The organism is Streptomyces tanashiensis, from assembly GCF_014648895.1.
In the GTDB taxonomy this organism is placed as follows: Bacteria; Actinomycetota; Actinomycetes; order Streptomycetales; family Streptomycetaceae; genus Streptomyces; species Streptomyces tanashiensis.
The window spans coordinates 408,102-433,438 of the sequence record NZ_BMRZ01000001.1 but is presented as its reverse complement, the minus strand read 5'-3'; the positions used below and the strand labels follow the sequence as shown (position 1 = coordinate 433,438).

Below are 25,337 nucleotides of genomic sequence, written 5' to 3'. Positions count from 1 at the left end.
CTCAGGTCCGGGGCCTTCCGGCCGTCCTGGGCGCGCTACTTGCAGACCGTGCCCGAGGCCGGGACCTTGCCCGCGAGCAGGTACTCGTCCACCGTCTTCTTCACGCACGCGCTGCCGCTGTTGTAGGCGCCGTGGCCCTCGCCCTCGTACGTCACCTCCACGCCGACGCCCTTGCCGAGCGCCTCCACCATCGACCGGGCGCCCTCGTACGGCGTGGCCGGGTCGCCGGTGTTCCCCACGACGAGGATCGGCGCCGATCCGGGCGCGGAGACGTCCGGGTGCTCCCAGACCCCGGGCACCGGCCACTGCGAGCAGCTCGCCAGCGACCAGCCCATGAAGTCGCCGAAGACGGGGGAGGCCTCGCGGAACTGGCCGAGCCGCTCCTTCGCCTGCCCGAGGGTGTAGCGCTCCTTGAAGTCCACGCAGTTGATGGCGGCGTTCGCGGCCTGGATGTTGCTGTAGGAGCCGTTCTCGCCGCGCCCGTTCATCGAGTCGGACAGCGAGAGGAGCAGTGCCCCGTCACCGCCGTCGGCCGCGTCGAGCCCCTGCTCCAGATACGGCCAGAACTCCTTCGAGTACAGGGCCTGCGCGATGCCGTTGGTGGCCTGCGTCTGGGTCAGCTCGCGGTCGCCGATGCCGGGGATCGGTTTCTTGTCGAGGGCCGTGAGGAGGTCCGTGATCCCCTCCTCGATCTCGGCGACGCTGCTGCCGGGCAGGGAGCACTCGTCGCCGCGGTCCACGCAGTCCTGGGCGAAGTTGTCGAGTGCGAGCTGGAAGCCCTTCGCCTGGCCGAGGGCGCCGTCCTCGACGCCGGCCTCCGGGTCGACGACCGCGTCGAACACGGCCCGGCCCACGTTCTTCGGGAACATGTGGGCGTAGACGCCACCGAGTTCGGTGCCGTACGAGATGCCGAAGTAGTGCAGCTTCTCGTCGCCGAGGACCTGGCGCATCAGGTCCATGTCCCGGGCGGCGTTCTCGGTGCCGACGTGCGGCAGGACCGCGCCCGCGTCCCGCTCGCAGCCCTTGGCGTACCGCTTCTGCGCGTCCGACAGCGTCCGCTCCTCGGCGGTGTCGTCGGGCGTGAAGTCCAGGGCGTAGTAGGCGTCGAGCTCCTTGTCGGTGGCGCACTCGACGGGGTCGCTGCGGCCGACCCCGCGCGGGTCGAAGGAGACCAGGTCGTAGCGGGAGCGCAGGGACTCGTAGTCGGCCGCGAAACCGGGCAGGGCGGTGACGCCGGAGCCGCCGGGCCCGCCGAAGTTGAAGACGAGCGAGCCGATCCGCTTCGAGGCGTCGCGGGCCCTCGCCCGGATGAGGGCCAGCTCGATGGTCTCGCCCTCCGGGTCCGCCCAGTCGAGCGGCGCCTGGAGGAAGGAGCACTCCCAGGTGGCGCCCCCGGGCAGCGGGGAGGGCGGGGGACCGCCGCCCTCGGCGGCGGACGGCGCCGGGCAGGGCGCCCAGGACAGCTTCTGCGAGGTGAGCGCCGAGAGGCCGGCCGAGCCGGTCGGCGTCCCCGGGTCCGCCGCGTCGTCCCCGCCGTCCGAGCATCCGGCGGCGAGCAGCACGGTGGCGGCGGTGAGCAGAGCGGCGCGCTGGGCGGCGGAGATCGGCATAGGCCCATCGTGGGCCGCCGCCCCCGCCGCCGCGCGGGACGGGGGTCCAAGCGGGTGGCGGGGGCGGCGGCCTTCCGGACCGGCTACAGGGCTTCCCGCTTGGTCAGCCAGTTGAAGCAGATCCACCCCGGCAGCACCGGGATCCACAGCGTGAGGAGGCGGTACAGGAGCACCGCCGGGGTCGCGACCTCGATCGGCAGGCCGCCGACGGTGACCAGGCCGAAGGTGAGCGCGCCCTCGACCGCGCCGACACCGCCAGGGGTGGGGGCCGCCGAACCGAGCGCGTTGCCCGCGAGGAAGACGACGGCCACGGTCGCGTAGCTGATCGTCTGGTTCCCGTGGCTGAACGCCCGGATCGAGGCGTCCAGACAGAGGACGAACACGATGGTCAGGAGCAGCATCCCGCCGATGCCCGTCGCCAGCTTCACGGGCCGCTGGAGCACGTCCAGCATGCGCGGCACCACACCGGCGAAGAGCGAGCGCAGCCGCGTCGACACGAACTTGCGCATGAACGGGATCGCCGTCACCACGAGGACGAGCACCGCGACCGTCAGGAGCCCGGCGATGACCGTCCTCGACGGGGTGAAGGACTGCGACTTCTCCGTGCCCGTCAGATAGCCGAAGGAGAGCAGGAGCAGGATGTGCGCCCCGAGCCCGAAGAGCTGCGAGGCGCCGACGCTCGCGACCGCGAGCCCCGGGCGTACGCCCGAGCGCTGGAGGAAGCGGGTGTTCAGGGCGACGCCGCCGACCGCCGCCGGAGCGACGATCTTCACGAACGAGCCGGCGACCTGCGCCACCACCGTCCGCCAGAACCCGACCCGCTCGGGCACGAAGCCCAGCAGGCTCATCGCCGCCGCCACGTAGCTGATCGCCGAGAACAGCACCGCGGCCGCCACCCAGCGCCAGTCCGCCTCGCTGATCGTCGACAGCGGCGTACGGGCGATCTGCGACAGCAGGAAGTACGCGGCGACCGCGCCCGCGATCATGCTGACCAGGGTCCGCGGCTTGATCCGCTCCAGGCGGACCGGCTCCACCGGGGCCTGCGGGCGGATGAGCAGCACCTGCTGCCGGATCTGCGCGAGCAGGTCCTCCTCGCGGGCCTCGTCGAGGGCGGTGTCCAGGGCCCGCTTCTCGGCCTTCTTGTCCGCCTTCTTCTCGGCCTTCGTCTCCGCCCGCACGGCCTTCCTGTCCGCCGCGGCCTCGGCCTTGGCGAGCTCCCGCTCGTGCTTGGCCGCCTCCGAGGCCGCGAGCACGGCCTCACGTTCCCGGGCCGACCGCTCCCGCGCCAGCTTCCGCAGCGTCGCGCGCGTGGAGCGGCTCAGCGCGATCGGCTGGAGCAGCGGCAGACAGTCGGCGACGGTGTCCGGGCCGAGCACCTCGACGGCCGCGGCGACCGCCCGCTCCGCCCCGACCCGCAGACCGAGGGTGGTGAGCAGCTGGGCGATGTCCATCCGCAGGATCAGGTCGCCGGCCGCGATCTCGCCGCCCCGGAGATCCGTGAGGATCACCCTGCCGGAACGATCCACCAGGATCGCGTCCCCCGAGAGCCGGCGGTGCGCGATCCGGCGCGACTGCAGCGCCCGGACCTGCCGCCAGGCGCTGCGGACCAGGTCGTCGGTGATCTCGGCGTCGTCGAGCGAGTCCAGGCTCCGGCCGCCGATGTGCTCGTACACGAGCATCACGGCGTCCGGGCCGAGCTCGGAGGTGGCGATCAGCTTCGGCGCGTTCGCCCCGGCGGCGATCGCGGCGTACGCGAGGAGCGCCTCCTGCTCCAGGGCCTGGCGCAGCGAGACGATCGAGCGGCGGGTGGTGATGGTCCGCAGGGTGATCCGCCGCCAGGCGCGGTAGAAGAAGCCGTGCGCCTGCTGTTCCCGGTCGACTACGGTGACGTCGAGCGGCGGCCCCTCTTCCAGGGTCACGATGTACCGGCGGCCCCGGTCCCCGCTGTCCGCCGCGTCGGGCACGCCCTCGGCGCGCAGCGCGGTCACCGGCCGGAAGCCGACCCGCCGCAGGCCGGCGAGGAGGGTCTGCCCGGTGGGCCGGACGTTCGGCGAGCCGACGGCGTAGAGCGTGCCGTACGCGACCGTCCAGCCGATGAGCACGGTCAGGATGATCGAGAGGGCGGTGGTGTAGCCGGCCACCAGCATCGTGAAGGCGTCGAGCAGCAGCACCACCCAGAGCGACACCCGCCAGCGGGGCCTGCGGGCCATGCCGACGGCGGTCATGTACGCGATCACCGGGGCGAGGTAGTTGTGCACCGGGTCCGTGAGACCGCCCCCGGACTGCGGCTGGGTCAGCGCGTCCTGGATCGTGCCGGGCGCGGCCTGGGCGACCCAGAGGTCGGTGGCGAGGGTGACGCCGTGCGCCAGGACGGCGGCGAGGACGCCGTCCGCGATCCGCAGCCCGTCGCGTTTGATCAGCCGTTCGATGGCGAAGGCGACGGGCACGAGGAGGACGGCGATGGAGGAGACGAGACCGGCGATCTTGACGAAGACGTCGGGGGCGCCGACCGCGCCCTTGTTGATGTCCTCCTCCAGGCCCGAGGTCGTGGCGTGGGCGAACGCGGCGATGGCGATGACGAGTCCGATGGCGAGCAGGCCGACGAGCAGCCGCATGAGGTCGGAGGGCCGGTGGACGCGGGCGGCGAGCAGCGGTTCGTCGCCGGAGACCCGCTCGGGCACGTCGGGCTCAGCCCCCTCGGGAGGCTTCGTGTCCTGCCCCATCACCATGTCCGTCTCTGCCTGTGCGTCTTGTCGATCTTGTTCGTGTTCTTGTACTTGTCGCTCTTGATCTCGTATCACCAGTCACCGCCCGGACGATGGTGGCACGAAGAGCTGCCGTGCGGAGGCATCAGGGCCATGTCGGTGCGGTGAGGCAGGATGGGTCGGATGAGCATGGAGGAGCCCGTGGGGGAGACCGGAGAACTGCCCGAGTACGCGGAACGGGTGCTCGACGTCGCCGACGCGATCCCTCCCGGCCGCGTGATGACCTACGGCGACGTGGCCGAGTGGCTGGGCGAGGGCGGACCGCGTCAGGTCGGCCGCGTCATGGCCCTGTACGGCGGGGCGGCCCCGTGGTGGCGGGTGGTCCGGGCCGACGGCACGCTCCTGCCCGGCCACGAGCTGCGCGCCCTCGGGCACTACCGCGAGGAGGGCACTCCGCTGCGTGCGGCGGGCCCGGCGACCGAGGGGCACGTGCCCAGGATCGACATGCGGCGGGCCCGCTGGGACGGCGGCACGGGGGACGAGCCGGGGACCGGCGGAGGCGCCGGGGGCGCCGGCCGGGGTGCCGGAACTCACACCTGAGGGCGCCGCCCCGGTCCGCCCGGCCGGGACGGGCCCGCGGGGGTGGACGCGGTACGGAGTACGGCTCGTCGGCGGTCCGCTTCGCGTAACGTCGACGTTCGCGTCTCCCGAGGCGGCGGCCACGGCACACGGCCGCCTCACCCGCACCACCACACCCACCAGGACCGGCGATCCACGTGAGCTCCTCCTCCACCACCCGGCGTACGCCGCCGCACCAGGGACAGCCGTACCCGGGTCCGGGACGGCAGCGGACCCCGGGCGCGTACCGACTGGTGCGCACCACGCCGGCCCCGCTGGATCCCCCTCAGCTGGACGCAGTGCAGCGGGAAGTGGTTGACCACACCGGCGGACCTCTCCTCGTCCTCGCCGGACCCGGCACCGGCAAGACGACCACGCTGGTCGAGGCGGTCGCCGCCCGCATGGAGAACGGCGCCGACCCCGAACGCCTCCTCGTCCTCACCTTCAGCCGCAAGGCCGCCGTCGAACTCCGCGACCGCATGGCCACCCGGCTCGGCGGCCGCCGACCGCCGCAGGCGACGACCTTCCACTCGTACTGCTACGCCCTGATCCGCGCCCACCAGGACGCCGAGCTCTTCGCCGAACCGCTCCGGCTGCTCTCCGGACCCGAGCAGGACCTCGCCGTCCGTGAACTGCTCGCCGGCCAGATCGACCTGGAGAAGACGGGCCTCGGCCGCGTCCGCTGGCCCGACGAACTCCGCGCCTGCCTCACCACCCGGGGCTTCGCCGACGAGGTACGGGCCGTCCTCGCCCGCTCCCGCGAACTGGGCCTCGGGCCGGACGCGCTCGCCCGCTTCGCGGACCGGGTCGGCCGCCCGGACTGGAAGGCGGCGGCCGGCTTCCTCGCCGAGTACCTCGACGTCCTCGACCTCCAGGGCGTCCTCGACTACGCGGAGCTCGTCCACCGGGCCGTACCGCTCGCCCGCGACGCCCGCCTGCCCGCGTACGACGCGATCTACGTCGACGAGTACCAGGACACCGACCCGGCACAGGTCCGGCTCCTGCACGCGCTCGCGGGCGGCGGCCGGAGCACCGTCGTCGCCTTCGGCGACCCCGACCAGTCCATCTACGCCTTCCGCGGCGCCGACGTGAACGGCATCCTCGACTTCCCGGCCACCTTCGGCGGCGCGGGCGTCCGCGTCCTGCGCACCTCGCGCCGCTCCGGCGCCGCGCTGCTCGGGGCCACCCGGCTGCTCGCCCAGCGGATGCCGATGCCCCGGCTCCCCGCCGACAAGGTCCGCGCCCACCGCGAACTCGCTCCCACGCGGGACGGGGGCCGGGCCGAGGCCTACACGTACCCCACGGCCTCGGCCGAGGCCGAGAACATCGCCGACCTGCTGCGCCGCGCCCACCTGGAGGACGGCGTGCCCTGGCAGGACATGGCCGTCCTCACCCGCGCCGCCGCCTCCCTGCCGTCCCTCCGCCGCGCCCTCACCTCGGCCGGAGTCCCGGTCGAGACGGACGCGGCGGACACCCCCCTGCGCCACGAGCCGGCGGTGACTCCGCTCCTGCTGGCGCTGAGGGCGGTGGCGGGCGTCGCGGGCACGCTGTCCTCCCCCGGACTTCGTCCGGGAGGTGCCCCCGGGGCGGAACAGATGGGCACGACCACCCACGGCGCCGCACCCGATCCTGACGCCACGCCCGCCGAGCCCGGGCCCGACACGGAGCCCGTCGCCGCGGAGCCGGACGGCACCACAGGCTGGCTGCCCGTGGAAACCGCCCTGGAGCTGCTCGCCTCGCCACTCGCGGGAGTGGACCCGGCCGATCTCCGGAGGCTCGGCCGCGCCCTGAGGGACGAGGAACGCGCCGCCGGCAACAAGCTCCCGCCCCCCTCCGACGTCCTCCTCGCCCGCGCCCTCGCCGAACCCGAGCGCCTCGTCGTGCACGACCCCGCCTACGCGCGCGGGGCCCAGCGCCTCGGCGCCCTGCTCCGCGAGACCCGCACCCTGCTCGCCGCCGGCGGCACCGCCGAGGAAGCCCTCTGGGTGCTCTGGAAGGGCACCCCCTGGCCCGGCCGGCTGGAGCGCGCCGCCCTGCGCGGCGGCCCCGCCGGACGCAACGCCGACCGCGACCTCGACGCCGTCTGCGCCCTCTTCGAGACCGCCGCCCGCGCCGAGGAGCGCGTCGGCGGCCGGGGCGTCCTCAACTTCCTCGAAGAGCTCGACGCCCAGGACATCGCCGCCGACACCCTCACCCGCCGGCACACCCGCCCCGACGCCGTCCGCCTGATGACCGCCCACCGCTCCAAGGGCCTGGAGTGGAGCTTCGTCGTCGTCGCCGGCATGCAGGAGGGCCTCTGGCCCGACCTCCGCCGCCGGGGCTCCCTCCTGGAGGCCGACCGCATCGGCCGCGACGGCCTCGCCGAACCCCTCACCCCCGGCGCCCTCCTCGCCGAGGAGCGCCGGCTCTTCTACGTCGCCGCCACCCGCGCCCGCGACCGGCTCGTGGTCACCGCCGTGAAGGCCGCCGCCGAGGACGGGGACCAGCCGTCCCGGTTCCTCACCGAGCTCGGCGCCGAGCCGAAGGACGTCCCGGGCCGCCCCCGCCGCCCCCTCGCCGTCGCCGCCCTGGTCGCCGAGCTCCGCGCCACCACCGTCGACCCGGAGGCCTCCCCCGAGCTCCGCGAGGCGGCCGCCGACCGGCTCGCCCGGCTGGCCGCGCTCACCGACGACGAGGGCCAGCCGCTGGTCCCGGCCGCGCACCCGGACCGCTGGTGGGGCCTGTTCGAGCCCACGCGCAGCGCGGAGCCGCTGCGCGACCGCGACCGGCCGGTGGCGCTGTCGCCGAGCTCCCTGGAGAACCTGGTCGGCACCTGTTCCCTCCAGTGGTTCCTGGGCCGCGAGGTCAAGGCGGCGGCCCCCGCCACCGCAGCCCAGGGTTTCGGGAACGTCGTCCACGTCCTCGCCGACGAGGTCGCCTCCGGGCGCACCCCGGCCGACCTCGACGTCCTCATGGCCCGGCTGGACTCCGTCTGGGACGCCCTCGCCTTCGACGCGCCCTGGAAGTCGGCGCAGGAGAAGCAGCACGCGCGCGTGGCCCTCGAACGCTTCCTGAGCTGGCACGTCATGGACCGCGGCGGCCGTGCCCCCGCCGCCTCCGAGCACGGCTTCGACGTGACCCTGGAGGCGGGGGAGTACGAGGTCCGCATCCGGGGCTCCATGGACCGGGTCGAGACCGACGGGCACGGGCGCGCCTACGTCGTCGACTTCAAGACCGGGAAGTCGGCCCCCACCAAGGACGAGGTCGCCCACCACCCGCAGCTCGCCGTCTACCAGCTCGCGGTGCGGGAGGGCGCCCTCGACGAGGTCTTCGGCGGCGACCGTCCGGAGCCGGGCGGCGCGGAACTCGTCCAGCTGCGGCAGGCCGCCCCGAAGAAGGAGGGCGGAGACGCCCTTCCCAAGGTCCAGGCGCAGCAGCCCCTGACCGGGGAGTGGGTCGGCGAGCTGCTCGCCGACGCGGCGGGCCGGGTCCTCGACGAGCGGTTCACCCCGAGCACCGGCCAGCACTGCACGACCTGCGCCTTCCGGGCCTCGTGCAGCGCCCGCCCGGAGGGCCGCCAGGTCGTCGACTGAGCCCGCCCCGCGGTCGTGTGGGCCGGGTCACGTCACCTTCCGTGCATCCCTCGCCCGGTCTCACAGGTCACTCTTTGCGCGCCTGTCTCAAGGCGCGGTGAAGAGAAGCTGTGAAGAACGCTGTGAGGAGTACGCGCATGAGGGCCAACCGGAAGCTCTGGGCGGCGGCGACGGTCTGTGCGGCCGTGGTCGCGGGTGTCACGGGCTGTTCCCAGGGCGACGACAAGGCGGCCGACCCCTTCGCGGGACTCACCGCCGACGCCATCGCCAAGAAGTCCATCGACACGACGAAGGCGGCCACCGCCTTCCGCATGAACGGCGTGGGCAAGGCCGACGGCGAGGAGACGACCGTCGACTTCGCCGTCGACGACAAGGGCAACTGCCAGGGCACCATGACGACCCCCAAGGGCGGCAAGGCCGAGATGCTCGCCACCGGCGGCACCAGCTACATGAAGGGCGACGACGCCTTCTGGTCGTCCGGCACCGGCGAGGAGGGCGGCTCCGACGAGATGGCCAAGGCGGTCAAGGGCCGCTGGATGAAGATGCCCGCCGGCGCCGGCGAGGACGAGGACAACTTCTGCGACCTGAAGAAGATCGTCAAGGACATGGAGGAGGACACCCCGACCAAGGGCCTGACCCGCGAGGCCGACGCCGACGTCGACGGCACGCCCACCGCCGTCCTCAGCAAGAAGGAGAAGAGCGAGACCACGACCTTCTACGTGGCCAAGGACTCCGCCAAGCCCTACATCCTCCGCGTCGTGACGACCGGCGGCGACGACCCGGGCACGGTCACCCTGAGCGACTTCGGCAAGGCGGTCACGGTCACCGCCCCGCCGGCCTCCGAGGTCGTGGACATGGAAGAGCTGATGAAGGGCGCTTCCTGACCCACCCCGGGCCGTGAGGCCCAGAAGTCGCGGGCACGCGCGCACGGGGTGACCCTGGTGGGAGCCTCGGGGAAACCGCGAGGAGGCTCGCATGGCGTCCCACCCCCACCGCAAGCTCCGTGCCGCGGCCGTCGTCTGCGCCGCCCTCGTCGTCGCGGGACCCGTGACGACGGCCGCCGCGGCGGCGGCCCCCGCGGCCCCCGAGGTGTCCGTCGCCCCCTCCCCGGACCCGTTCGCGGACCTCACCGCCGACGAGATCGCCGAGCGGGCCGTGACCGCCACCCGGTCGGCGACGTCCCTGCGCATGACCGGCCGGGTCGTCAGCGACGGGCAGCCCCTCGACATCGACTTCGCCGTCAACGACCACGACGAATGCACCGGCCTGATGAAGATCAAGGGCGGCACCTCGGAGCTGCGGCGCGTCGACCACGTCACCTACATCAAGGGCGACGAGGCGTTCTGGCGGGCCTCGATGGCCTCCCAGGGCCTGCCGGAGCCGCAGATCACGGCCACCCTCGAACTGATCAAGGGCCGCTGGCTGAAGATCGCCCCGGGGCAGGCGGGCAGTGAGGACCTCGGCGGCGTCTGCGACCTGAAGGCGCTCCTCGCCGACCTGGACAAGGACAAGGAGCAGCGCAGCGGACTGGTCCGGGGGCCGGACGGCGAGGTCGCGGGGACGCCCGTCGCGACCCTGGTGAAGAAGAAGGCCGGCGGCGAGACGACGACCGTGTCCGTCTCCGAGCGCGGCAAGCCGTACATCCTGAAGCTGGTCAAGGCGGGCGGCGAGGAGCCCGGCGCGATGGTGTTCTCCGACTACGACAAGCCGGTCGTGGTGAAGGTCCCGCCGGCCGACGAGACCGTGGACCTCTCGAAGCTGGACAGCGGCACGCCCGCGTGACGTCGCAGGTCACATCCGTACGGGGCCGGAGTGTCGGTCGGCCCCGTTAGCCTCTTTGAGGTGACCGCGCATCTCACCGACCCCGAGCAGCTCAAGGAGCTCCTCGGCATCCCGTTCACCCCGGAGCAGACGGCCTGCATCACCGCGCCGCTCGCCCCGCAGGTCGTCGTGGCCGGAGCCGGCTCCGGCAAGACGACGGTGATGGCCGCCCGGGTGGTCTGGCTGGTCGGCACGGGCCAGGTCGCCCCCGAGCAGGTCCTCGGTCTCACCTTCACCAACAAGGCGGCCGGCGAGCTCGCCGAGCGCGTCCGCACCGCCCTCGTCCGCGCGGGCGTCACCGACCCCGACGTCATCGACCCGGACAACCCCCCGGGCGAGCCCCGGATCTCCACGTACCACGCCTTCGCGGGTCAGCTCCTGACCGACCACGGCCTGCGCATCGGCCTGGAGCCCACCTCCCGCCTCCTCGCCGACGCCACCCGCTACCAGCTCGCCGCGCGCGTGCTGCGCGAGGCCCCCGGCCCGTACCCCGCGCTCACCCGGTCCTTCGCGACCCTCATCACCGACCTGCTCGCCCTCGACGCCGAGCTCGCCGAGCACCTCGTGCCGCCCGAGCGGCTCCTCGCGTACGACGCCGAGCTCCTCGACACCCTCGCCGGAGCCCGGCTCAGCAACGCCGAGCTGCGCAAGATCCCCGAGGCCTCCGCCGCCCGCCGCGAGCTCCTCGACCTCGTCGTCCGCTACCGCGCCGCCAAGCGCTCCCGCGACCTGCTCGACTTCGGCGACCAGATCGCCCGCTCCGCCGAGCTCGCCACCACCCGGCCCGAGGTCGGCGCGATCCTGCGCGAGGAGTTCCGGGTCGTCCTCCTCGACGAGTACCAGGACACCTCCGTCGCCCAGCGGCTGCTGCTCTCCGGACTCTTCGGCCAGGGCCCCTCCGGCCGGAGCACCGGACACGCGGTGACCGCCGTCGGCGACCCCTGCCAGGCCATCTACGGCTGGCGCGGCGCCTCCGTCGCGAACCTGGACGACTTCCCCGAGCACTTCCCGCACCGGGACGGCAGCCCCGCGAGCCGCTACTCCCTCTCCGAGAACCGGCGCAGCGGCGGCCGCCTCCTGGACCTCGCCAACGGGCTCGCCGCCCCCCTCCGAGCCATGCACGCGGGCGTGGAGGCGCTGCGCCCCGCACCCGGCGCCGAGGCCGAAGGCACCGTACGGATCGCGCTCCTCCCCACCCACGCCGAGGAGATCGACTGGCTCGCCGACTCCCTCGCCCACCTCGTACGGACCGGCCGCGAGCCCGGCGAGATCGCCGTCCTGTGCCGCACCGCCACCGACTTCCCCGCCATCCACGCCGCCCTCGTGGCGCGCGACGTGCCCGTCGAGGTCGTCGGCCTCTCCGGCCTCCTCCACCTGCCCGAGATCGCCGACCTCGTCGCCGTCTGCGAGGTGCTCCAGGACCCGGGGGCGAACGCCCCCCTGGTCCGCCTCCTCACCGGCCCCCGCTGGCGCATCGGCGCCCGCGACCTCGCCCTCCTGGGCCGGCGCGCCCGCCTGCTGGTCCACCGCGGCGGCGAGGAGGCCGACCCCGACCAGCGGCTCGCCGCCGCCGTCGAGGGCGTCGACCCCGCCGAGGTCGTCTCCCTCGCCGACGCGCTCGACACCTTCCTCGACTCCGGCGGCGCCGACGACGGCCTGGCCTTCTCCGCCGAGGCCCGGGTCCGCTTCGCACGCCTCGCCACCGAGCTGCGCGCCCTGCGCGGCTCGCTCGCCGACCCCCTCATGGACGTCCTGCACCGGGTCCTCGGCGCGACCGGCCTGGAGGTCGAGCTCTCCGCCTCCCCGCACGCCCTCGCGGCCCGCCGCCGCGAGACCCTCGGCCACTTCCTCGACATCGCCGCCGGCTTCGCCTCCCTCGACGGCGAGGCCAGCCTCCTCGCCTTCCTCGGCTTCCTGCGCACGGCCGTCCAGTTCGAGAAGGGCCTCGACAGCGCCCTGCCGGGCGGCGAGAACACCGTGAAGGTCCTCACCGCCCACAAGTCCAAGGGCCTCGAATGGGACGTCGTCGCCGTCCCCGGCCTGGTCACCGGCCAGTTCCCGAGCGCCCGCGCCCGCGAGTCGTGGACCTCGCAGCCCCAGGTGCTCCCGCACGCCCTGCGCGGCGACGCGGCCACCCTGCCCGGGATCGACACCTGGGACGCCAAGTCCCTCACGTCCTTCAAGAACGCGATGCGGGACCACCAGCACACCGAGGAGCTCCGCCTCGGCTACGTCACCTTCACCCGCCCCCGCTCCCTGCTCCTCGGCTCCGCCCACTGGTGGGGCCCGGCCCAGAAGAAGCCCCGCGGCCCCTCCGACTTCCTCCGGGCGCTGTACGAGCACTGCGCGGCGGGCCACGGCGACATCGAGGCCTGGGCGGACGAACCGGAACAGGACGCGGAGAACCCCTCCCTGCGGGACGGTGACGCGGACCGGGCCTGGCCGCTCCCGCTGGACGGCGAGGCGTTGACGAGGCGCAGGGCTGCGGCGGAAGCCGTGACGGCCCGGTTGCGGGCCTACGCTCCGCAGGGCGGAACGGGTGGGCACCACCCCACCGGCACGGCGCCCGACCTCCCGGATCCCGACCCCGGGAGCCTCTGGCCCGACGAGGAGGAGCCCGTCTGGGACGAGGACGAGGAGACCCTCCCCGAGGACACCCACGCGGACGCGGTACCCGCACCGAGGGAGCCCGAGGCCCCGCCCTCGGAGCCGTACGGGGAACTCACCCCCGAGGACACCCGGACCATCGCCTCCTGGGACCGCGACCTCACCGCCCTCACCGCCGAGCTCCGTCGCGCCCGCGCGACGACCCGGGACGTCCTGCTGCCCGCGTACCTCTCCGCCTCCCAGGTCCTGCGTCTCGCCGCCGACCCCGACGGCTTCGCCCAGGAACTGGCCCGGCCCATGCCCAAGGCGCCGCAGCCCGCGGCCCGCCGGGGCACCCGGTTCCACGCGTGGGTGGAGTCCCGATTCGAGGAGCTCCCGCTGCCGTTCCTCGGCCCGGAGGAGCTGCCCGGCGGCGAGGACTTCGCGGGCGAACCCGAGATCCTCGACGAGCGGGACCTCGACGAGCTCAAGGAGGCCTTCGCCCGCACCCCGTACGCCCACCGCACCCCGTACCGCGTCGAGGTCCCCGTGCACCTCTCCCTCGCGGGCCGGGTCGTCCGGGGCAGGATCGACGCCGTCTACCGGGACCCGGAGTCCGGCGCGTACGAGATCGTGGACTGGAAGACCAGCCGGGACCGCTCCGCGGATCCGCTGCAGCTCGCGCTCTACCGGCTCGCCTGGGCCGAGCAGCACGGCCTCGCGCCGGAGGAGGTGGACGCCGCCTTCGTGTACGTCCGAACGGGTGAGGTCGCCCGTCCCGCACGCCTGCCCGGCCGGGCCGAGCTCGAGGCCCTCCTGCTGGGCGGGGCACCCCCGGACGCCGGATAGGCTCGGGGGCATGAGCGAGACCCCGGACAGCGCCGTCCACACCGTACGCACGTACATCGAGCAGCACCGTGCCGCCTTCCTCGGCGACCTGGCCGAGTGGCTGCGCATCCCCTCCGTCTCGGCCCAGCCGGACCGGGCCGGGGACGTACGGCGCAGTGCCGAGTGGCTCGCCGCCAAGCTCACCGGGACCGGCTTCACCACGGTCGAGGTCTGGGAGACCGACGGCGCCCCCGCCGTCTTCGCCGAGTGGCCCTCCGGGGACCCGGACGCCCCGACCGTCCTCGTCTACGGTCACCACGACGTGCAGCCGGCGGCCCGCGAGGACGGCTGGCACACGGACCCGTTCGAGCCGACGGTGGTCGACGGCCGGATGTACGCGCGCGGGGCCGCCGACGACAAGGGGCAGGTGTTCTTCCACACCCTCGGCGTCCGCGCCCACCTCGCCGCCACCGGCCGCACCGCGCCCGCCGTCAACCTCAAGCTCCTCGTCGAGGGCGAGGAGGAGTCCGGCTCCCCGCACTTCCGCGCACTGGTCGAGGAGCACGCCGAGCGGCTCGCCGCCGACGCCGTGATCGTCTCCGACACCGGCATGTGGTCCGAGACCACCCCCACCGTGTGCACCGGCATGCGCGGGGTCGCCGACTGCGAGATCGAGCTGTACGGCCCCGACCAGGACATCCACTCCGGCTCCTTCGGCGGCGCCGTGCCGAACCCGGCCACCGTCGCCGGCCGGATCGTCGCCGCCCTCCACGACGAGCACGAGCACGTCGCGATCCCCGGCTTCTACGACGGGGTGACGGAACTCACCGACGCCGAGCGGGCCCTCGTCGCCGAGCTGCCCTTCGACGAGGCGGCCTGGCTGCGGACGGCGAAGTCCCACGGCACCCTCGGCGAGGCCGGCTTCACGACCCTGGAGCGCGTCTGGGCCCGGCCCACCGCCGAGGTCAACGGCATCGGCGGCGGCTACCAGGGCCCCGGCGGCAAGACGATCGTCCCCGCCTCGGCCCAGCTCAAGCTGTCGTTCCGGCTCGTCGCGGGCCAGGACCCGGCCAAGATCGAGCTCGCGGTGCGGGACTGGCTCGCCGGCCTCGTCCCCGCCGGCATCCGGTACGAGATCGTCTTCGGCGCCCCGACCCGCCCCTGCCTCACCCCCCTCGACCACCCCGCCCTCAAGGCGGTGGCCGGGGCCATGAGCCGGGCCTTCGACGGCGCCAAGGTCCGCTACACCCGCGAGGGCGGCTCCGGACCGGCCGCCGACCTCCAGGACGTCCTGGACGCACCCGTCCTGTTCCTCGGCATCTCCGTCCCGTCCGACGGCTGGCACGCCCCCAACGAGAAGATCGAACTCGATCTCCTCATGAAGGGCGTCGAGACGACCGCGCACCTGTGGGGCGACCTGCCCGCCGCCCTCGCCGCCGCCGCGCGCTGAACCCACACACCGATCCGGGGGAGTTGGAAGCACCTGTGAGCACCTTGAAGAACGCGTCAGCGGACCGCCCGATCTCGCTCACCGCCCCGAGCGGCATCGACCGCGCCGCCCACCACCGCCTCGACGAGGCGTGGCTGGCCGCGGCCTGGAGCCACCCCACGACCCGGGTCTTCGTGGTCTCCGGGGGGCAGGTGCTGATCGACGACCGCGCCGACGGCACCACGGAGCTCGTGATGACCCCGGCCTTCGAGGCCCCCGTCACCGAGACCCACCGCTACTTCCTCGGCACGGACGGCGACGGCGTCTCCTACTTCGCGCTCCAGAAGGACTCCCTGCCCGGCCGCATGGACCAGTCCGCGCGCCCGGCCGGCCTGCGCGAGGCCGGTCTGCTGCTCTCCGACCGCGACGCGGCCCTCATGGTGCACGCGGTGGCCCTGGAGAACTGGCAGCGCCTCCACCGCTTCTGCTCGCGCTGCGGCGAGCGCACGGTCATCGCGGCCGCCGGTCACATCCGCCGCTGCCAGGCCTGCGGCGCCGAGCACTACCCGCGCACCGACCCCGCGGTGATCATGCTGGTCACCGACGAGCAGGACCGGGCGCTGCTCGGCCGCCAGGTGCACTGGCCGGAGGGCCGCTTCTCGACCCTCGCCGGCTTCGTGGAGCCGGGCGAGTCCATCGAGGCGTCGGTGGCCCGCGAGGTCTTCGAGGAGGCCGGCGTCACGGTCGGCGAGGTCGAGTACATCGCCAGCCAGCCCTGGCCCTTCCCGTCCAGCCTGATGCTGGGCTTCTTCGCCCGGGCCACGTCCTCCGAGATACACGTGGACGGCGAGGAGATCCACGAGGCCCGCTGGTTCTCCCGCGAGGACCTGGCGGCCGGCTTCGAGTCCGGCGAGGTGCTGCCGCCGTACGGCATCTCGATCGCCTCGCGCCTGATCGAGCGCTGGTACGGCAAGCCGCTCCCCAAGCCGGGCGACGTGGTCTGACCGTCCTCACGCACGACGAAGCCCCCGGCCGTCCGGCCGGGGGCTTCGTCGTGCCGCCGCGCGTCTCAGACGCTGATCTTCTGCTTGACCTGCGCGAGGCTCGGGTTCGTCAGGGTGGAACCGTCCGGGAAGAGGACGGTCGGCACGGTCTGTAGACTTCTCTCTTGACAGCCAGGGGAGGCCGCCCATGTCACGGGGAGGGGCAAGGGTGAGCGACAAGCCCAGGGCGCTTGGTGTGGTCCGTCTGTCTGTAGGCAACGAGAATCAGACTGGCGAGGAAACGCAGCGGACCCGCATCAGCAAGCGGGCGGACGCGGAGGAAATGGATCTGATCGACTTCGCCGTCGACATCGACGTGTCGGCGTCCATCTCGCCGTGGGTGCGCCCGTCCCTGGGGGATTGGCTCAACAACAAGAAGGACCAGTTCGACCACATCATCATCCTGAAGATCGACCGTATCGCGCGGTCGGTCCGCCACCTCTCGGACATCATCGAGTGGTGCGAGGCGAACGGTAAGGGCCTCATCTCCTGCGAGGAGGGATTCGACCTCTCGAAGCCGTGGGGCAAGACCATCGCCAAGATCCTGGCCGTGGTCGCAGAGGCCGAGCTGGACGCCATCAAGGCCCGCAACAAGGCTTCCCGCGAGACCATGCGGAAGACCGGCCGCTGGCCGGGTGGCCTTGTCCCGTTCGGACGCAGAGCGGTGAAGGGCGACGCAGGCTTCACCCTGGAACTCGACCCCGAGTACGGCCCGACGCTGATCGAGATGATCCGACGCTTCATCGAGAAGCCGAGCTTCTCGGCCGTCGCCAACTGGCTGAACGAGCAAGGCGTACCCACGGCTCAGGACATCGCCCGTATCCGCGCGGCGGCAGGCGAGAGCACGACTCGACTGGCGGACCCGAAGCCTCGGGGAGCCAGGTGGACGCCGACCACAGTGCAAGCCGTACTGGTCAGCCGCTCGCTCCTCGGGGAGTACGCACGTGCCAGTGGAGCCGTAGCGCGCAACGATGACGGCACCCCCATCATGCGCTCTGAGCCAGTGCTGAACGAGGAGGAGTGGGCGAAGCTGTCGGAAGCCGTCGCCTCGGTCAAGTACAAGAAGCAGAAGGGCTCTACGTCGCCGACGGTGGGCGTGACGTTCTGCATGCTGTGCGGCAGCTCTCTCTACTTCGTGAAGGGCGACCCGGCCAAGGGCAAGCGTGAGCGATACCGCTGTCATGGCAACAAGACCAAGGGCATCCCGGCGTGCCCGAAGCAGAGGTTCTGGGCAGAGGACTTGTACCCCTGGCTGGAGTCGGCCTTGTTGGGCGAGATCGGCCACCTGGAGCGGATGGAGTCGAAGACGACCATCGACGACAGTCGTGCAGCGAAGCTCGCCGTGATCGACGGCAGGATGAACCAGCTCCTGAAGGAACTTCAGCAGGGCGAGATCAGCGCCGTCGCGTACGGCTCGCAAGTTGCCAGCCTTGCCCAGGACCGGGAGAAGGTCACCAGCCAGGAGGGGCCGAAGCCGGTGACCGTATGGACGGGTACGGGCGAGGGCTACGCGGAGTGGTGGGAGCGGTCGAGTGTCGACGAACGGCGCGAGTGGCTGAAGAAGCACAAGGTCAAGGCGTACTTCGGACATGACGTCCTGGCCATCGATCCTGGCGACCTGATCGAGAACATCAAGCAGCAGGGCATCACGTACTGGAACGTGCCCTCGAAGTCTTCTCAGGTGCTCTCACCGATCACGCCGACCTCCTTGCACGGAAAGCCGTACGAGAAGCCGAAGCCGCTTACGGGTGTGGAGTGGGAGATCGTCAGCCGCTGGGAGGACTTCGATTCTCTGCCTGATGCAGGCTGAGCAACCGAGGAAGGCCCCCGACCTGGGGGCCTTCTGTGCCATGGCGGAGGTGGTCGTGAGCCGTGTCAGACCTGCGTGCAACACTGCGATCCATGCCTCTCGCTGATCTCACTCTCGACCAGTGGCGGTCCTTCGAACTGCCTACCGCACGCCGCGTCGCCGAGGAGGCCGCTGGCCTGGTGGACGGCCGGGTGACCCTCATCGAGACCACCGAGCACCTTGGTGCCCCGCTGCATCGCGTACGGATCGAGCGGAACGAGCAGGAATTCGCTCTGATACCCGGAGGGTCGGTGTCCCTCGGCTTCGACCTGGACAGCTGGCAACCGACTCCGCAGCAGACTGCCGACTACGCCGAGAGCCTGGAACAGGGCTTCGGCTACGGACCTGACCTGCGGGCCCACCTCGCGCAGGTGCTCAGCCCCCGCCGGAGCGTCGCCTTGGCCACTGTGCTCATGGCTGTGGAGGACGAGAACCTGAGTGAGTTGCCTGCTGACATGCCGGCTGTTCTTGCGGCTCGTGGCCTGCGGATGCCGAGCCCCGACGAGTGGGAGCACGCTTGTGGAGCTGGGGCAGAAACCCTGTTTCGGTGGGGGAACGACTGCCCCCTCGACCGCATCCCCTACGGGGACCGCACAGGCCCGCAGAACCAACTGAGCGCCTTCGGCCTACGCATCGCCTACGACACCTACCGTACGGAGCTGACGAGCGAAGCCACTGCGGTCCACGGCGGAGACGGTGGCGAGTCGGTGTGCGGCGGCTACGGTCACATGCTTGCATGGCTGCCCCTGGCCACCGCCAATCGCAACCCATCCATGGTCGAGTTCGTGTATGGCCCGGACGGCGAAGACCTTTGCGAGGACTTCTCCACGCGGCCTGTGCTCACGCTCTGAACCTGCGGCTCTGGCAATACGCGCTGAGAGCTTCTGTTGGCGCACAAAACCCCCGATCAGCGTCAGACTGGTCGGGGGTTGCGTGTCGCGAGGGTCAGGCGCCCAGCGCCTGCTTCACCTGGGCAAGGCTCGGGTTCGTCATCACGACCTCAGAGCCACCGCTGGAGGGGACTACCTGTACGGTCGGCACCGTCTGGTTGCCGCCGTTGGCCTTCTCGACGAACGCCGCCGAGTCCGGGTCCTGCTCGATGTTGATCTCCGTGTACGCGATGCCCTCGCGGTCCATCTGGCTCTTCAGCCGACGGCAGTAGCCGCACCACGTGGTGCTGTACATCGTCACAGTGCCCTGCATGACCAGGCGCTCCTCTTGTTCGCGGACGGGTGCCGAGAAGAAGAACGTACGTCCCGGCGGCCCCATTCCCGGAATTCGTATGACCGGCGTCTCGCCCCTGTGGACGAGCCGCCGCACCGGCTCCGCCGACCTGGCAGCATGGCGGGGTGACAGCAGCAACGCACTCCACTCTCTTCCCGCAGGTCCCGGAGACGGCCGACGCGGTGCTCGACGGGCTCGACCCGGAGCAGCGCGAGGTCGCCCTTGCCCTGAACGGGCCGGTGTGCGTCCTCGCGGGAGCCGGCACGGGCAAGACGCGGGCCATCACCCACCGCATCGCGTACGGAGTGCGGGCGGGCATCCTGCAGCCCTCCAGTGTGCTGGCCGTCACGTTCACCAACCGGGCCGCGGGCGAGATGCGCGGCCGGCTCCGGCAGCTCGGCGCGGGCGGGGTCCAGGCCCGGACGTTCCACTCCGCGGCCCTCCGCCAGCTCCAGTTCTTCTGGCCGAAAGCAGTCGGTGGCGAGCTGCCCCGGCTCCTGGAGCGGAAGATCCAGGTGGTCGCCGAGGCCGCGGCCCGCTGCCGGATCCGGCTCGACCGGAACGAGCTCAGGGACGTGACCAGCGAGATCGAGTGGGCCAAGGTCACCCAGACCGTCCCCGCCGACTACCCGGCCGCCGTGGCCAAGTCCGTCAGAGAGGCCCCGCGCGACCCGGCCGAGATCGGCCAGATCTATGCCATGTACGAGCAGCTGAAGCGCGACCGCTCGGTGATCGACTTCGAGGACGTGCTGCTGCTCACCGTCGGCATCCTCCAGGACCGGCACGACATCGCCGACCAGATCCGCCGCCAGTACCAGCACTTCGTGGTCGACGAGTACCAGGACGTCTCCCCGCTCCAGCAGCGGCTGCTCGACCTGTGGCTCGGCGACCGCGACAACCTCTGCGTGGTCGGCGACGCCAGCCAGACGATCTACTCCTTCACCGGCGCCACCCCCGACCACCTGCTGAACTTCCGCACCCGGCACCCGGGCGCCACGGTCGTCAAACTGGTCCGCGACTACCGCTCCACCCCCCAGGTCGTCCATCTGGCGAACGGGCTGCTCAGCCAGGCCCGGGGCCGGGCCGCCGAGCACCGCCTGGAGCTGATCTCCCAGCGCGACCCCGGCCCCGAGCCGGTCTACACGGAGTACGCCGACGAGCCCGCCGAGGCCGAGGGCACCGCCCGCCGCATCCGCGACCTCATCGCATCCGGCGTCCCGGCCGGCGAGATCGCCGTCCTCTACCGGATCAACGCCCAGTCCGAGGTCTACGAGCAGGCCCTCGCCGACGCCGGAGTGCCCTACCAGCTCCGCGGCGCCGAGCGCTTCTTCGAGCGCCAGGAGGTACGGGAGGCGGGCATCGCCCTGCGCGGCGCCGCCCGCGCCGGGGGCAACGACTCGCTCCTCGACGACGTCGAGGACCTTCCCGCACAGGTCAGGGCCGTCCTCTCCACCAAGGGCTGGACCAGCCAGGCGCCCGCGGGATCCGGTGCCGTCCGCGACCGCTGGGAGTCCCTCGCCGCCCTCGTCCGGCTCGCCGAGGACTTCGCCCGCGCCAAGCCCGGAGCCACCCTCTCCGACCTGGTCGCCGAGCTCGACGAGCGGGCCGCCGCCCAGCACGCCCCGACCGTCCAGGGCGTCACCCTCGCCTCGCTGCACGCCGCCAAGGGCCTCGAATGGGACGCCGTCTTCCTGGTCGGCCTCACCGAGGGCATGATGCCGATCACCTACGCCAAGACCGACGAGCAGGTCGAGGAGGAGCGGCGCCTGCTGTACGTGGGCGTCACCCGGGCCCGGGTCCACCTCATGCTCTCCTGGGCGCTCTCCCGCTCCCCGGGCGGCCGGGCCGGCCGGCGCCCCAGCCGCTTCCTCAAGGGCCTGCGCCCCGGCTCCGGCTCCCTCGGCTCCACCGGCTCCGGGGGCTTCGCCGGCTCCGTCGAGCGGGGGAGCGGCCCCGTCCGGCGCAAGCCCCGCGGCCCCGTCCTGTGCCGGGTCTGCGGCGCCACCCTCACCGAGGCCGGCGCGATGAAGCTGATGCGCTGCGAGGACTGTCCCTCGGACATGGACGAGGCCCTGTACGAGCGGCTCCGGGACTGGCGGTCGGAACAGGCCAGGGAGCTCGGCCAGCCGGCGTATTGCGTGTTCACCGACAAGACGCTCATGGCGATCGCCGAGCGGGTCCCCGCCACCGACGGGGAGCTCTCCTCGATCGCCGGCGTCGGCGCCCGCAAGCTCGACCGCTTCGGAGCCGAGGTCCTGGCCATCTGCGCAGGTGAGGAGGGCGGGACGGGCGCGAGCGAGGTCTGACGAAAACTCGTGGGAAAAATAGTTTGCGCCCGCCCCGTCAAGCCCCATAGGTTCTTAACCACGGAAACAGCGCTTCTTCGAAGCCCTGTCTTCGTGCTGTACTTGTCCAAATAAACATGAGGGTCCGGCTCGCACCCGAGCCCTCCGAGACGCCGAGAGGAGGCGATTCCAGTGATCAGCTACACCATTCAGACCCGCACCGCCAGCTTCGTCAGCACCGCCAAAATGACCGATCGCTCGGTCGTCTCCGCCTGCTCGCTCGGCCTCTCCGCCTCGGCGCTCATTGGCACCGGTCTGCCCGTCGCCGGCCTGCCCGTCACCGGTCTTTCCGGTCTCGGTGTGGCCGCCGTGGCTCCGCGCAATGAGCGACCGACCAAGGCACTGGAAGCAGGAGCAGCAGGCAAGGCCAAGGCCTATGACTTTGCGGCGACCGGTGCCGGAACCAAGCAGCAGACGACGACGCACCACCACATGATGTGGGCCTTCCGTGGGCTCGAACCCTGGAGTGATCCAGTCTGATCCATGATCAGACCGGCGCCTTCAGGGCCGCGGAACCCCACCCGGGATCCGCGGCCCTTCTGTTTGTCCCCGAACGGGGACGACGGCGCGAAGGGGCCTCGGGCAGAACACCCGGTACCAGCCGAAACCCCGGCCAACAGGCCGGAACGACCAGACGAGGAAAGACCACCGTGCAACTCGAAGCGCACGCCCCGTCCGTACCGCCTTCCGATTCGCTCCCCCTGCCCGGCCTCACGGAGGACCCCGCTTTGACCCCCCTCACCACGCTCACCGCGCTCGACGACGCCATCGAGAACCTCGGCGTCCCCGTCCCGTGTCGCGCCTACGACCCCGAGGTCTTCTTCGCGGAGTCCCCGGCCGACGTCGAGTACGCGAAGTCCCTCTGCAAGACCTGCCCGCTCGTGGCGGCCTGCCTGGCCGGCGCCCAGGAGCGCCGCGAGCCCTGGGGCGTCTGGGGCGGCGAGCTCTTCGTCCAGGGCGTGGTCGTCGCCCGCAAGCGGCCCCGTGGCCGTCCGCGCAAGAACCCGGTCGCGGCATGAGCGCCACCGGAACCATCGACCGTCCCCTCACGCACGATCCCCAGAAGCAGGCCCCGATGACCTCTTCCGCCAGTGAGCCCGCAGGCTCCGCGACCCCAGTCTTCTCCCCCGCCGCCGCGTACACCGCGCGTCAGAACAGGACCCGTGAAATGCAACTCATCCCAGAAGCCCTGGCCCGTGCCCATATGCACGAGCGGCTGCGCGAGGCCGACGCGGAACGCCAGGCCCTGCGCCTGGTCGCCGCCCGGCGCATGCAGCGGCGCGCCGAGCGCGTCTCGCTGCGCGCCCGCCGCGCGCTCGCCATGGCCGTCATGCACTGAGCATCGCCGTGATGCCCCGGCCCTGTCCGACGGACAGGGCCACGCGGGGGCCGGTCCGAACGGACCGGCCCCCGCGGTGCGTTGTCCGCGCCGTGGCCCCGCGCCGGGTTATCGTCACCAGGGTGAACGAAGCCCGCGTCCCCCAGGAGCCCGTCTCCTGCGCCCGCTGCGGCAGGACCGCCGACCCCCTCCCGGTGACCTGGACCTGCTCCGTCGAGAACGGCCGGCGGGAGTACTTCTGCGAGGAGTGCGCCCGCGCCAACATCCGGGCCATCGAAGGACGTCTCGACTCCTCCTGGTGGTGAGCCGCACCTCCTGTGATCGACTGTCGCGATGGCAGCCCTCACGGATCGCGTCCTGCGCGCACTCGAACGGTTCAACGCCGCCCACCCCTGGGATCACAACGCCCATTACCACCGGTGGATCCTGAGACGGCTGCCGCGCCGCCTCGACCGCGCCCTGGACGTCGGCTGCGGCAGCGGTGACCTCGCCAGGCTTCTCGCCACCCGCGCCACGGCCGTCCGGGCCGTGGACGCCGACCCGGCGATCGTCGCCCGCGCCCGCGAACTGACCGCCCCGACCGTCCCGGTCGCCTTCGCCGTCGAGGAAGCGCTCGCCGACACCGGGGACGACGGCGCCTACACCGCCGTCACCTGCCTCGCGACCCTGCACCATCTGCCGCCGGCCGAGGCGCTGACGCGCTTCCGGGAGCGGCTCGCCCCCGGCGGCACCCTGGTGGTCCTCGGCCTGTCCCGCCCCGACACCCCGGCGGACCACCTCCTCGGCCTGCTCTCCGTCCCCCTCAATGCCGCCACCGGCCTGCTGAAGAACCGGGGCCGCCCGGCGCCCCGGCCCGTGGCGATGACCGCCGCGACCCGCGACGCCGAGGAGAGCCTCGCCGAGATCGCGCTCCTCGCCCGGCGGATCCTGCCCGGTGCCCGGATCCGCCGCCGCCTCTTCTGGCGCTACACCCTCGTCTGGCGGAAGCCGCACACCGCCTAGGCGGGATCCGGCTCCTCGAAGCCCGGCAGCCACTCGGCGAGCTCGTCCCGCAGCCGTACCGTCGCGTTCAGCTGGCACAGCACCCCGATCGTGCTCAGCGTCACCCGGTGTATCAGCAGGTACGAGGGGGGCAGGTTCAACCGCTTGCCCAGCTGGTGGGCGGGGGAGCGCGGGTCGGCGATCCGGGCCGCCTGGGTGCGCATCCAGCCACGGCTGAAGGCGAAGGCCTCTACCTCGGCCGGCTCGATGATCGGCAGCAGGTACTCCAGGACCGCGTCCGGGTCGAGCGCGACGGACTCCTTGACGAAGCCCTCCGCGCACAGCAGCTCGTACACCGTCTCGGCCTCGCCCGTGACGGCCATCCGCAGACAGGTGCCGATCGTCTCCGGCAGCCCGCCCGGCAGCCGGTCCACGGTGCCGAAGTCGAGGACACCGAGCCGCCAGCCCTCCGGCCCCTCGTCCTCGTCGGCGCCGGGCAGCAGCCGGAAGTTCCCCGGGTGCGGATCGGCGTGCAGCAGACCCGTGCGCGCGGGGCCCGAGAAGAGGAAGCGGGCGAGCAGCTGCCCCGCCCGGTCCCGCTGGGCCTCGGTGCCGTCCGCGATCACCTCCGCGAGCGGGACCCCGTCCATCCACTCGGTCACGAGGATCTGCTCCGCCCGGTGCACCACGGCGGGCACCACCACGTCGGGATCGTCCGCGAACTCCTCCGCGTGGATTTGCTGGGCCTCCGCCTCCAGGGCGTAGTCCAGCTCCTCGGAGACCCGGTCCCGCATCTCGGCGATCAGCGGCTTGATGTCCATGCCCGGGACGAGCGGACCGAGCAGCCGGGCGAAGCGGCTCAGCTGCGTCAGGTCCGAGAGCAACGCCTCCCCGGCGCCCGGGTACTGCACCTTCACCGCGACCTCGCGGCCGTCGTGCCACACGGCCCGGTGCACCTGTCCGATCGAGGCCGCCGCCGCGGGCTTGTCCTCGAACTCCAGGAACAGCTCCCGCCATTCGGCACCGAGCCCCTCCTCCAGGACCGCGTGCACCGTGCGCGTCGGCATCGGCGGAGCCGCGTCCTGAAGCTTCGTCAGCGCCGCCCGGTACGGCCCGGCGACCTCCTCCGGAAGCGCCGACTCGAAGACGGACAGTGCCTGCCCGAACTTCATGGCCCCGCCCTTGAGCTCACCGAGCACCTTGAACAGCTGCTCGGCCGTGCGCTGCTGGAGCTCGCGGGCGACGAGCTCCGCCGATCTGCCGCCGATCCGCTTGCCCAGGCCCCAGGTGGCCCGGCCCGCGAAGCCCAGCGGCAACGCGGCCAACTTCGCGGTCCGGGTGACCGCCTTCCGGGGAAGATCAGACATACGCCCCTCCAAAACCCAGA

Annotated in this window: 19 protein-coding genes and 1 pseudogene; 15 read left to right on the top strand and 5 right to left on the bottom strand. The window is 72.5% G+C overall.

Annotation, left to right across the window (positions count from 1 at the left end; genetic code table 11):
- Positions 1–35: 35 nt before the first annotated feature.
- Both IE237_RS01895 and IE237_RS01890 read right to left on the bottom strand, forming a co-directional pair.
- Positions 36–1,610, bottom strand: coding sequence for an alpha/beta hydrolase (locus IE237_RS01895; RefSeq protein WP_189800015.1), 1,575 nt, complete (start codon positions 1,608–1,610; stop codon positions 36–38).
- 83 nt (positions 1,611–1,693) lie between these two features.
- Positions 1,694–4,339 (bottom strand): flippase-like domain-containing protein, encoded by a 2,646-nt coding sequence (locus IE237_RS01890; RefSeq protein WP_189800014.1) that lies wholly within the window; start codon positions 4,337–4,339, stop codon positions 1,694–1,696.
- Positions 4,340–4,489: 150 nt separating this feature from the next.
- On the opposite strand from IE237_RS01890, the gene IE237_RS01885 reads away from it, so the two are divergent.
- The 7 genes from IE237_RS01885 (at position 4,490) to nudC (ending at position 16,173) form a co-directional block, all read left to right on the top strand.
- Complete coding sequence (locus IE237_RS01885; RefSeq protein ID WP_189800013.1) at positions 4,490–4,915, top strand: MGMT family protein; 426 nt, start codon at positions 4,490–4,492, stop codon at positions 4,913–4,915.
- Positions 4,916–5,091: 176 nt separating this feature from the next.
- Complete coding sequence (locus IE237_RS01880) at positions 5,092–8,505, top strand: ATP-dependent helicase (RefSeq protein ID WP_189800012.1); 3,414 nt, start codon at positions 5,092–5,094, stop codon at positions 8,503–8,505.
- 137 nt (positions 8,506–8,642) lie between these two features.
- Positions 8,643–9,389, top strand: coding sequence for a hypothetical protein (locus tag IE237_RS01875; RefSeq protein ID WP_189800011.1), 747 nt, complete (start codon positions 8,643–8,645; stop codon positions 9,387–9,389).
- A 91-nt stretch (positions 9,390–9,480) separates the two neighbouring features.
- Positions 9,481–10,287 carry a hypothetical protein gene (locus tag IE237_RS01870; RefSeq protein ID WP_189800010.1) on the top strand — a complete coding sequence of 269 codons (807 nt, stop codon included), beginning with the start codon at positions 9,481–9,483 and terminating at the stop codon, positions 10,285–10,287.
- A 60-nt stretch (positions 10,288–10,347) separates the two neighbouring features.
- Complete coding sequence (locus tag IE237_RS01865) at positions 10,348–13,761, top strand: ATP-dependent helicase (RefSeq protein WP_189800009.1); 3,414 nt, start codon at positions 10,348–10,350, stop codon at positions 13,759–13,761.
- A 10-nt stretch (positions 13,762–13,771) separates the two neighbouring features.
- Positions 13,772–15,190 carry a dipeptidase gene (locus tag IE237_RS01860; RefSeq protein ID WP_189800008.1) on the top strand — a complete coding sequence of 473 codons (1,419 nt, stop codon included), beginning with the start codon at positions 13,772–13,774 and terminating at the stop codon, positions 15,188–15,190.
- 35 nt (positions 15,191–15,225) lie between these two features.
- The gene (gene nudC, locus IE237_RS01855; RefSeq protein WP_189800007.1) at positions 15,226–16,173 is read left to right on the top strand and encodes an NAD(+) diphosphatase; all 948 of its coding nucleotides are present in this window, start codon (positions 15,226–15,228) and stop codon (positions 16,171–16,173) included.
- 65 nt (positions 16,174–16,238) lie between these two features.
- Here the strand turns inward: nudC and IE237_RS01850 are convergent.
- A pseudogene (locus IE237_RS01850) lies at positions 16,239–16,325 on the bottom strand (NrdH-redoxin); the annotation flags it as partial.
- A 56-nt stretch (positions 16,326–16,381) separates the two neighbouring features.
- Here IE237_RS01850 and IE237_RS01845 point away from each other — a divergent pair.
- Together IE237_RS01845 and IE237_RS01840 are read left to right on the top strand one after the other, a co-directional pair.
- Positions 16,382–18,022: a recombinase family protein gene (locus tag IE237_RS01845; protein ID WP_189800006.1), complete on the top strand. Its 1,641-nt coding sequence runs from the start codon at positions 16,382–16,384 to the stop codon at positions 18,020–18,022.
- Between the two features lie 92 nt (positions 18,023–18,114).
- The gene (locus IE237_RS01840) at positions 18,115–18,912 is read left to right on the top strand and encodes a hypothetical protein (protein WP_189800005.1); all 798 of its coding nucleotides are present in this window, start codon (positions 18,115–18,117) and stop codon (positions 18,910–18,912) included.
- Between the two features lie 94 nt (positions 18,913–19,006).
- Here IE237_RS01840 and IE237_RS01835 read toward each other — a convergent pair whose 3' ends face one another.
- Positions 19,007–19,264: a mycoredoxin gene (locus tag IE237_RS01835; RefSeq protein WP_189800004.1), complete on the bottom strand. Its 258-nt coding sequence runs from the start codon at positions 19,262–19,264 to the stop codon at positions 19,007–19,009.
- A gap of 146 nt (positions 19,265–19,410) precedes the next feature.
- Here IE237_RS01835 and IE237_RS01830 point away from each other — a divergent pair, with 146 nt between their 5' ends.
- The 6 genes from IE237_RS01830 (at position 19,411) to IE237_RS01805 (ending at position 23,971) form a co-directional block, all read left to right on the top strand.
- Positions 19,411–21,591 carry an ATP-dependent DNA helicase UvrD2 gene (locus tag IE237_RS01830; protein WP_189800003.1) on the top strand — a complete coding sequence of 727 codons (2,181 nt, stop codon included), beginning with the start codon at positions 19,411–19,413 and terminating at the stop codon, positions 21,589–21,591.
- Between the two features lie 171 nt (positions 21,592–21,762).
- Complete coding sequence (locus IE237_RS01825; RefSeq protein ID WP_370468137.1) at positions 21,763–22,110, top strand: hypothetical protein; 348 nt, start codon at positions 21,763–21,765, stop codon at positions 22,108–22,110.
- A gap of 170 nt (positions 22,111–22,280) precedes the next feature.
- Positions 22,281–22,649, top strand: coding sequence for a WhiB family transcriptional regulator (locus tag IE237_RS01820; RefSeq protein ID WP_189800002.1), 369 nt, complete (start codon positions 22,281–22,283; stop codon positions 22,647–22,649).
- Positions 22,646–22,969, top strand: coding sequence for a putative WhiB-interacting protein (locus IE237_RS01815; RefSeq protein WP_189800001.1), 324 nt, complete (start codon positions 22,646–22,648; stop codon positions 22,967–22,969). Before IE237_RS01820 ends, IE237_RS01815 begins: the two co-directional genes overlap by 4 nt.
- A 122-nt stretch (positions 22,970–23,091) precedes the next feature.
- Positions 23,092–23,274 (top strand): hypothetical protein, encoded by a 183-nt coding sequence (locus IE237_RS01810; RefSeq protein ID WP_189800000.1) that lies wholly within the window; start codon positions 23,092–23,094, stop codon positions 23,272–23,274.
- A gap of 28 nt (positions 23,275–23,302) precedes the next feature.
- Complete coding sequence (locus tag IE237_RS01805; RefSeq protein ID WP_189799999.1) at positions 23,303–23,971, top strand: class I SAM-dependent methyltransferase; 669 nt, start codon at positions 23,303–23,305, stop codon at positions 23,969–23,971.
- On the opposite strand, the gene IE237_RS01800 is transcribed toward IE237_RS01805, so the two are convergent.
- Complete coding sequence (locus IE237_RS01800) at positions 23,968–25,317, bottom strand: ABC1 kinase family protein (RefSeq protein ID WP_189799998.1); 1,350 nt, start codon at positions 25,315–25,317, stop codon at positions 23,968–23,970. The genes IE237_RS01805 and IE237_RS01800 overlap by 4 nt on opposite strands.
- Positions 25,318–25,337: the final 20 nt, after the last annotated feature.

Bases quoted from the DNA above. Each gene is read 5' to 3' on its own strand.
- IE237_RS01895 (WP_189800015.1), bottom strand. From the start codon at position 1,610: ATGCCGATCTCCGCCGCCCAGCGCGCCGCTCTGCTCACCGCCGCCACC.
- IE237_RS01890 (WP_189800014.1), bottom strand. From the start codon at position 4,339: ATGGTGATGGGGCAGGACACGAAGCCTCCCGAGGGGGCTGAGCCCGAC.
- IE237_RS01885 (WP_189800013.1), top strand. From the start codon at position 4,490: ATGGGTCGGATGAGCATGGAGGAGCCCGTGGGGGAGACCGGAGAACTG.
- IE237_RS01875 (WP_189800011.1), top strand. From the start codon at position 8,643: ATGAGGGCCAACCGGAAGCTCTGGGCGGCGGCGACGGTCTGTGCGGCC.
- IE237_RS01870 (WP_189800010.1), top strand. From the start codon at position 9,481: ATGGCGTCCCACCCCCACCGCAAGCTCCGTGCCGCGGCCGTCGTCTGC.
- IE237_RS01860 (WP_189800008.1), top strand. From the start codon at position 13,772: ATGAGCGAGACCCCGGACAGCGCCGTCCACACCGTACGCACGTACATC.
- IE237_RS01840 (WP_189800005.1), top strand. From the start codon at position 18,115: ATGCCTCTCGCTGATCTCACTCTCGACCAGTGGCGGTCCTTCGAACTG.
- IE237_RS01835 (WP_189800004.1), bottom strand. From the start codon at position 19,264: ATGCAGGGCACTGTGACGATGTACAGCACCACGTGGTGCGGCTACTGC.
- IE237_RS01815 (WP_189800001.1), top strand. From the start codon at position 22,646: ATGAGCGCCACCGGAACCATCGACCGTCCCCTCACGCACGATCCCCAG.
- IE237_RS01805 (WP_189799999.1), top strand. From the start codon at position 23,303: ATGGCAGCCCTCACGGATCGCGTCCTGCGCGCACTCGAACGGTTCAAC.
- IE237_RS01800 (WP_189799998.1), bottom strand. From the start codon at position 25,317: ATGTCTGATCTTCCCCGGAAGGCGGTCACCCGGACCGCGAAGTTGGCC.